Consider the following 6537-nt stretch of genomic DNA (forward strand, 5'->3'; position numbering starts at 1 on the left):
GGCGCTGGCGCCCTGGCCGGCGCGGCTGGCCGGGCTGGCGGCGGGGCTGCTGGCCTGGTGGCTGGGGCGCGGGCGGCTGCTCCCGGCGCTGCTGGCCGGGCTGGCGGCGCTGGCCCTGGCGCGGGCGGCGCTGTAGCAGCGGCCGGACTGAGGCCGGTCCAGGGGTCGCCCGGCCCCTGGTGGGGGGGGAGTTCGAGCGGGGCGAAGCCCCTCTCGATGCCCCGCTACAGCAGCCCGAGCGCCTGCAACTCGCGCCGAAGCCCGCTCGGCAGCGCCTCGATCCCCTCGGCCGCCATGCTTTCCGTCACGTCCGGGGGCGCCGCCGCCGGCTCCAGGTAGCGCCAGCCCTGGAAGGGCTTGGTCGGCCGCGCCGCGACCGGGACGAGCACGGGGTCCAGCACCAGCCCGGCGCAGGCGCTGCCGTCGTCCCAGGTCTCCTCGCGGATGTCGAGGATGCGCTGGCGCACCTGCAGGAAGCCGGCCACCACCCAGTAGATGCTGCCGCCGGCCAGGATCTCCGCCGCGCGCTTCGGCATCATCCGGGTCTGGTGCCGCAGCGGCGGCTCGGCGATCGCCCGCCGGGCCTGGATCTCCCGCAGCTGGCCCACATCCTTCGGGCCGACCGAAAGCTTGATAAGGTGAAGCACGCCTTCGCATGTGCCCCCGGCCGGCCGCCTGCGCAACCGATTCCGCCGCTGCGGCTTGACCCGCCGCGCGGCCCGCCGGCAGGCTTCCCGCCGCTACTGAACGACAGGAGACGTCCATGCGCCTCGGCCAAGGCGGGACCGCGGGTCCCGGCACGCGGCTGCGCGCCATGCTGGCCACGCGCCGGCCGCTGGTGCTGCCCGGCTGCTACAACGCGCTGACCGCCCGCATCCTGGAATCGGCGGGGCATGAGGCGCTGTACATGACCGGCTACGGCACCTCGCTCTCGCTGCTCGGCCTGCCGGATGCCGGGCTGATCACCCTGACCGAGATGGCGCTGAACGCCAGGCTGATCGCCTCGGCGGTGCGCGCGCCGGTGATCGCCGATGCCGATACCGGCTTCGGCAATGCGGTGAACATGGTCCGCACGGTGGAGGAGTATATCCGCGCCGGCCTGGCGGGCATGCATGTCGAGGACCAGGTGGCCCCGAAGCGCTGCGGCCATGTCGCGGGGCGGGAGGTGATCGGGCGGGAGGAGGCGGTCGGCAAGATACGGGCGGCGGATGCCACGCGGCGCAACCTCGACCCCGACTTCCTCCTGATCGCCCGCACCGATGCCCGCGGCGCGCATGGGGGGAGCCTCGACGAGGCGATCGCCCGCGCCAACCTGTTCCTCGAGGCCGGCGCCGACCTGGCCTTCGTGGAGGGCCCCGCCAGCAAGGCGGAAATCGGAGAAATCTGCCGCCGGGTGAACGGCCCCGTGCTCTACAACCAGACCGGCATCTCGCCGCGGCTGGGCGAGGCCGAGATGGCGGAGCTCGGCATCGCCATCACCATCCTGCCCGGCGCAGTGCTGCGGCAGACCATCATGGCGGTGCACGACCTGGCGGTGGCGCTGAAGGAGCAGGGCGCCCTGGCCGAGGCCGAGGTGGATGCGCGGACGAAGACGCATCCGCGCGGGAATGTGCACCTGTTCGCCGGCTTCGACCGCATCCGCGCGCTGGAGGCCGAGTTCATGCCGGCCGAGTCGCAGGAGAAGTACCAGGGCACGCTCGGCCACATGCCGGAGGCGAAGGGCTGAAGGGCGGCTGGGCCCGCGCCCTGCCCCCCGCCGAGGGCACCATCCCCGCCCCCGCCGGGCCGCCGAACGGCCCGGTTGGACCCGCCGGGCCGGGCGCGGCGGCCGCCCTCCCCGCCTCCGGCCGGCGGGGATAGGCTGCCGGCGACCCCGCGCCGGAGATCGCCCATGCCACGCCGCCTCGTCCTTGCCGCCGCCCAGCTCGGCCCCATCCAGCGCGCCGAGGGGCGGGAGGTGGCGGTCGGCCGCATGGTCCGGCTGCTGGAGCTGGCGCATCGCCGCGGCGCCGAGGTGGTGGTCTTCCCCGAGCTCGCGCTCACCACCTTCTTCCCGCGCTGGTACGAAGACGACCTGGCCGCGGCGGACCACTGGTACGAGTCCGCCATGCCGTCCAACGCCACCGCCCCGCTGTTCGAGGCGGCGCGGCGCCACGGCATCGGCTTCCATCTCGGCTATGCGGAGAAGACGCCGGATGGCCGGCGCTTCAACACCGCCATCTATGTGCATCCCTCGGGGCAGGTGGCGCTGAAATACCGCAAGGTCCATCTGCCGGGCCATGCCGAGCACGACCCGCAGCGGCGGGTGCAGCACCTGGAGAAGCGGTATTTCGAGGTCGGCGACCTCGGCTTCCCGGTGGTCCGCGCGCCCGTTGGCGGGAACGACGTGAATATCGGCATGCTGATCTGCAACGACCGCCGCTGGCCGGAAGCCTGGCGCGTGCTGGGGATGCAGCAGGTCGAGCTGGTCATGCTCGGCTACAACACGCCCAGCCTGAACATGGCGAATCGCGGCTTCGAGGCGCATCACCTGCGGGTCTTCCACAGCCATCTCAGCGTGCAGGCCGGCTGCTACCAGAATGCCTGCTTCGCCGCCGCCGTCGCCAAGGCGGGCACGGAGGACGGGCACGAGCTGTTCGGCCATTCGATCATCGTCAACCCGCAGGGGGAGATCATGGCCCAGGCGACCTCCTGGGAGGACGAGCTGATCATCGCTGATTGCGACCTGGAGATGTGCCGGCTGGGGCGGGAGACGATCTTCGACTTCGCCGCGCATCGCCGGCCCGACGCCTATGGCCCGATCACCGCGCGCGCCGGCAGCCAGCCGCCGCCCGCCTGGACCGCGGCCGCGGGCTGACGCGGCGCGGCGCGGCCGCCGGACATTCTCCGGCAAGGTGGCGCGCCGCACGCCGCGCGGGATGCCGCCGCGGCAACGATGATCTCAACCGATGCGCGAGAGGGTAAGAAACGGGCAGCGAAAGGTTGTGAGAACCGCTCAGGCTCGCGACGCATGTGAGCCCCTTCTCAGGAGGCCCGGCCTATGGGTGATTACGCATCGGTCATTGGGGGCAACGGCGACCCCCATGACATCTACGACCAGAGCCTCAAGGACCTGGACGTCTACTACAGCATCGTCTCCGGCGGCGTGTCGCTGAACCTGTCGAATTTCACCGGCAACAACGTCTTCGACACCAGCGCCAACACCCATGGCGTGGAAATCCTGTCCGGCACCGGCGACGACTACATGCTGGGCGGCCGCAGCGACGATACCTTCGCGGGCGGCGCCGGCGCCGACACCCTGTCCGGCGAGCGGGGCGACGACATCCTGTCGGGCGGCGCGGGCACCGACGAGATCCATGGCGGCGCCGGCGACGACAGCATCGATGGCGGCCGGGGCGACGACAGCCTGTACGGCGATGCCGGCGACGACGAGATCCACGGCGGCGCGGGCGACGACCTGGTCCGGGGCGGCAACGGCGACGACACCATCTTCGGTGACGCGGGCGACGACAACCTGCTGGGCGGCGCCGGCGACGACGAGATCCATGGCGGCAATGGCAACGACTATGTCGGCGGCGCCTTCGGCGACGACCTGCTCTACGGCGACCGGGGCGACGACACCATGGATGGCGGCGCCGGCGCCGATACCCTGGTGGGCGGCATCGGCAACGACGTCTTCGTCTTCGAGAGCCGCTTCGGCGACGACGTGATCGAGGACTTCACCGGCGGCAAGGACCAGATCTGGCTCTTCGCCAACATCAACAATTCGGGCATCGCCAACGCCAATGACGTCAAGCAGTATGTCAGCGGCAATGCCGGCCAGACCGTGATCACCATCGGCGACGACAGCATCACGCTGGACGGCGTCGGCAAGGACGACTTCCTGCAGCACATCACCCAGTGGGTGAAGATCATCTGATCGCCGCGGCATGGCTGCTGCATCCATGCCGACCGGCCGGACGGGCACCGCGGCCCTGGCCGCCCCGCCAGGCGGCGCGGCGCGGGCCGCCCGGCGATTGAGGGGCCGTTGATCGGTCACGACCGATGGCTGTCCGGACGACGCGCCAGGACGACGCGGCCAAGTCGGCGCGGACAGGACGACGCGGGCGGCAGAAGGCCCCCGCCCCGCCCGCAACCGCCGGCCCCGCCGGGCGCTGCCTGCGGGATGGCGCCGCCCCGGCGCCCCCTGCCCGCAGGACCGCCACCCGCATGCGCCGCCGCCACCTCCTCCCGCTAATTCCCGCCTGCCTGCTGCCGCTGCCCGCCCTGGCCGAGACGCCGGCCGAGCGCGCATCCCGCGAACTGCGCCAGGACCTCAACCGGGACCGCGCCCGCGAGGCCGGCGGCCCGGAAGGCCCGCTGCCGCGCGAAACCTCCCCCGGTGCCGTGGCGATCGAGACCGACCGCCGGTCCCTGCAGCCCGATATCGGCCGGCCCGAGGAGGCCGGCGCCCCGGTGACCGCGCCCGAGCGCGGCTTCAACGCCGGCGGCAACACCCAGCGCTGACCGGGCGCGGCGGCGGCCGCGCTTCAGCCCGCCCTTCGGCCCATGCCTCAGCCCGTGCCTCAGCCCGCTGGCAGCGCCGCCAGCAGCGCCATGGCGCCGGCCGCCCGGCAGGGCTCGATGACCGGGATGCCCGCCGCATCCTCGGCCGCCGCCACATGCCCCGCCATGCCGGTGCAGCCCAGCACGATCGCCCCGGCGCCGGTCGCCGCCAGGCTGCGCGCCGCGGCGGCGATGCGGCCGCGCGGCGCCGCCGGGTCGGTCAGCACGTCCATCGGCAGGTCCAGCGCCTGCCAGCCGGCCAGCCGCGATTCGAGGCCCATGGACTGCAGCGCCCGGCGCTGCCGCGCCTCGCTGGCGGCGACGAAGCCGATGACGGCGAAGCGCTCCGCCCGCGCCGCCGCCGCCGCGACGGCGCAGCGGAACATGCCCAGCACCGGGCGCGGGGTCGCCGCCCGCACCGCCTCCAGCCCCGGGTCGGAGACGCAGGCGATGACATAGGCGGCGGCCGGCTCCCGCTCCACCAGCCGGCAGAGCGGCAGGGCGACCGAATGCCAGTCCTCCCAGCTGGCGATGGCCGGCGGGCCCTCCGGCAGCTGCGTCACCGCGAAGGCCAGGCCCGGCGGGGCGCCGAGCGGCGCCAGGGCGGTGGCGATGCCGCGCGTGCAGGCCGCGGAGGAGTTGGGGTTGATCACCAGGATGCGGCGGGACATGGCGCAGCCTTTCCCGGCCGGGGCGGGATCTGCAAGCCCCGTCCGGAACGCCGCGCGGCCCGTCGCGCTTGATCGGCGGCGGGGACCGGGCCGATATTGCACCGCAAAACCCGGCCCGGCGGGATGCCCCGCCCACGGCCCGGCGCGATCGCCCTGCCGCGCTCGCCAACCACAGACACGGGCGGGGCGGCCATGCCGCCGCCCCGGCCCAGGAGAACCGCCATGCGCTGGACGCCCGAGAGCGCCGCCCCCGCCGCCGCGGCGGCCGAGGCCGGGGGCTTCGCCCTGCCCGCGCCGCCCCTCTGGACCGCGCTCGGCCGCGGCCTGCGCAACCGCTGCCCCTTCTGCGGCGAGGGCAAGGTCTTCGCAGGGTACCTGACGGTGGTGCCGGCCTGTTCCAACTGCCGGGCGCCGCTCGGCCTGCTGCGGGCGGATGACGCGCCGCCCTATTTCGTCATCTTCCTGGTCGGCCACCTGCTGGTGCCGCCGGTCTTCTGGGTGGAGAAGGCCTATGCGCCGCCGATGTGGCTGCACATGGTCGTCTGGTTGCCGCTGTTCGCGATCGCCTGCACACTGCTGCTTCGGCCGATCAAGGGTGCCGTGGTGGGGTGGATGAGCACGCTGGGCTTCGTCGCGGCGGCGCAGGATGAGGCACGGGGCGAGGCGCGGGTCGCCGCCGCCGGGCCGGATGCCGTGGCCGGGCGACCGCATGCCTGACCGTGCGCGGCAGGCCGCCATGGCGCCGGCAGACCCGGCGCTGCGGCGGCTGGTCAACCTGGTGCTGCCGGATGCCAGCCCGCTGCCCTCGTCCTATGCCGAGGCGGATCGGCGCCAGGCGGTGGCCGACCTGCTGACCGAGAACCGCTTCGACCCGGTGGGCGTGCCCGGCGGGCCCTTCGCCCTGCTGCTCTGCGTCCGCGACGGCCGGCTGGTCTTCGACATCCGCGACGGCGCCGATGTCCCGGTGCGGGCGGTGGCCCTGGCGCTGGGCCCCTTCCGTCGGCTGATCAAGGACTACCACATGATCGTGGAGAGCCATGAGCAGGCGGTGGCCGAGGGCGGGCACGAGGCGCGGATCCAGGCGATCGACATGGGCCGGCGCGGCCTGCACAACGAGGGCGCCGACCTGCTGATGCAGCGGCTGGAGGGCCGGATCGCGCTGGATTTCGAGACGGCGCGGCGGCTCTTCACCCTGGTCTGCGCGCTGCACCAGCGGATCTGACGGCGGCGGCCGGCGCCGCTCGCCGCCGGCGGATGGCGACCCTGCCGGCAGCCGCGGCCTGCCAGGGTCGTCGGCGGGCGGCCAGGCCCCGGCGCGCCG

At 74.0% G+C, this 6537-nt stretch carries 8 protein-coding genes; 6 read left to right on the plus strand and 2 right to left on the minus strand.

The window, feature by feature from the left end; translation table 11 throughout:
* Positions 1-224: 224 nt before the first annotated feature.
* On the minus strand, positions 225-647 hold the full coding sequence (locus E2C05_RS26985) for a DUF1489 family protein (RefSeq protein ID WP_133222748.1): 423 nt from the start codon (positions 645-647) through the stop codon (positions 225-227).
* A 116-nt stretch (positions 648-763) separates the two neighbouring features.
* On the opposite strand from E2C05_RS26985, the gene E2C05_RS26990 reads away from it, so the two are divergent.
* The 4 genes from E2C05_RS26990 to E2C05_RS27005 all read left to right on the plus strand — a co-directional run bounded on the left by E2C05_RS26990 (position 764) and on the right by E2C05_RS27005 (position 4506).
* The gene (locus E2C05_RS26990) at positions 764-1726 is read left to right on the plus strand and encodes an isocitrate lyase/PEP mutase family protein (RefSeq protein ID WP_133222749.1); all 963 of its coding nucleotides are present in this window, start codon (positions 764-766) and stop codon (positions 1724-1726) included.
* A gap of 165 nt (positions 1727-1891) precedes the next feature.
* Positions 1892-2857, plus strand: a complete 966-nt coding sequence (locus E2C05_RS26995) for an N-carbamoyl-D-amino-acid hydrolase (protein ID WP_133222750.1) — start codon at positions 1892-1894, stop codon at positions 2855-2857.
* Between the two features lie 183 nt (positions 2858-3040).
* Positions 3041-3919, plus strand: coding sequence for a calcium-binding protein (locus tag E2C05_RS27000; RefSeq protein ID WP_133222751.1), 879 nt, complete (start codon positions 3041-3043; stop codon positions 3917-3919).
* 290 nt (positions 3920-4209) lie between these two features.
* Entirely contained in the window at positions 4210-4506 is a 297-nt protein-coding gene (locus E2C05_RS27005) for a hypothetical protein (RefSeq protein ID WP_133222752.1), read from the plus strand.
* A 59-nt stretch (positions 4507-4565) separates the two neighbouring features.
* Here the strand turns inward: E2C05_RS27005 and E2C05_RS27010 are convergent, their stop codons facing one another.
* A complete protein-coding gene (locus tag E2C05_RS27010) occupies positions 4566-5216 on the minus strand; it encodes an aspartate/glutamate racemase family protein (protein WP_133222753.1) in 651 nt (216 codons plus the stop codon).
* Between the two features lie 222 nt (positions 5217-5438).
* Between E2C05_RS27010 and E2C05_RS27015 the strand changes: the two genes are divergently transcribed.
* Together E2C05_RS27015 and E2C05_RS27020 are read left to right on the plus strand one after the other, a co-directional pair.
* The gene (locus E2C05_RS27015) at positions 5439-5933 is read left to right on the plus strand and encodes a DUF983 domain-containing protein (RefSeq protein WP_133222754.1); all 495 of its coding nucleotides are present in this window, start codon (positions 5439-5441) and stop codon (positions 5931-5933) included.
* A gap of 19 nt (positions 5934-5952) precedes the next feature.
* Complete coding sequence (locus tag E2C05_RS27020; protein WP_133222755.1) at positions 5953-6438, plus strand: UPF0262 family protein; 486 nt, start codon at positions 5953-5955, stop codon at positions 6436-6438.
* Positions 6439-6537 lie beyond the last annotated feature (99 nt).

It is taken from the genome of Paracraurococcus ruber, assembly GCF_004353985.1.
Lineage (GTDB): Bacteria > Pseudomonadota > Alphaproteobacteria > Acetobacterales > Acetobacteraceae > Paracraurococcus > Paracraurococcus ruber.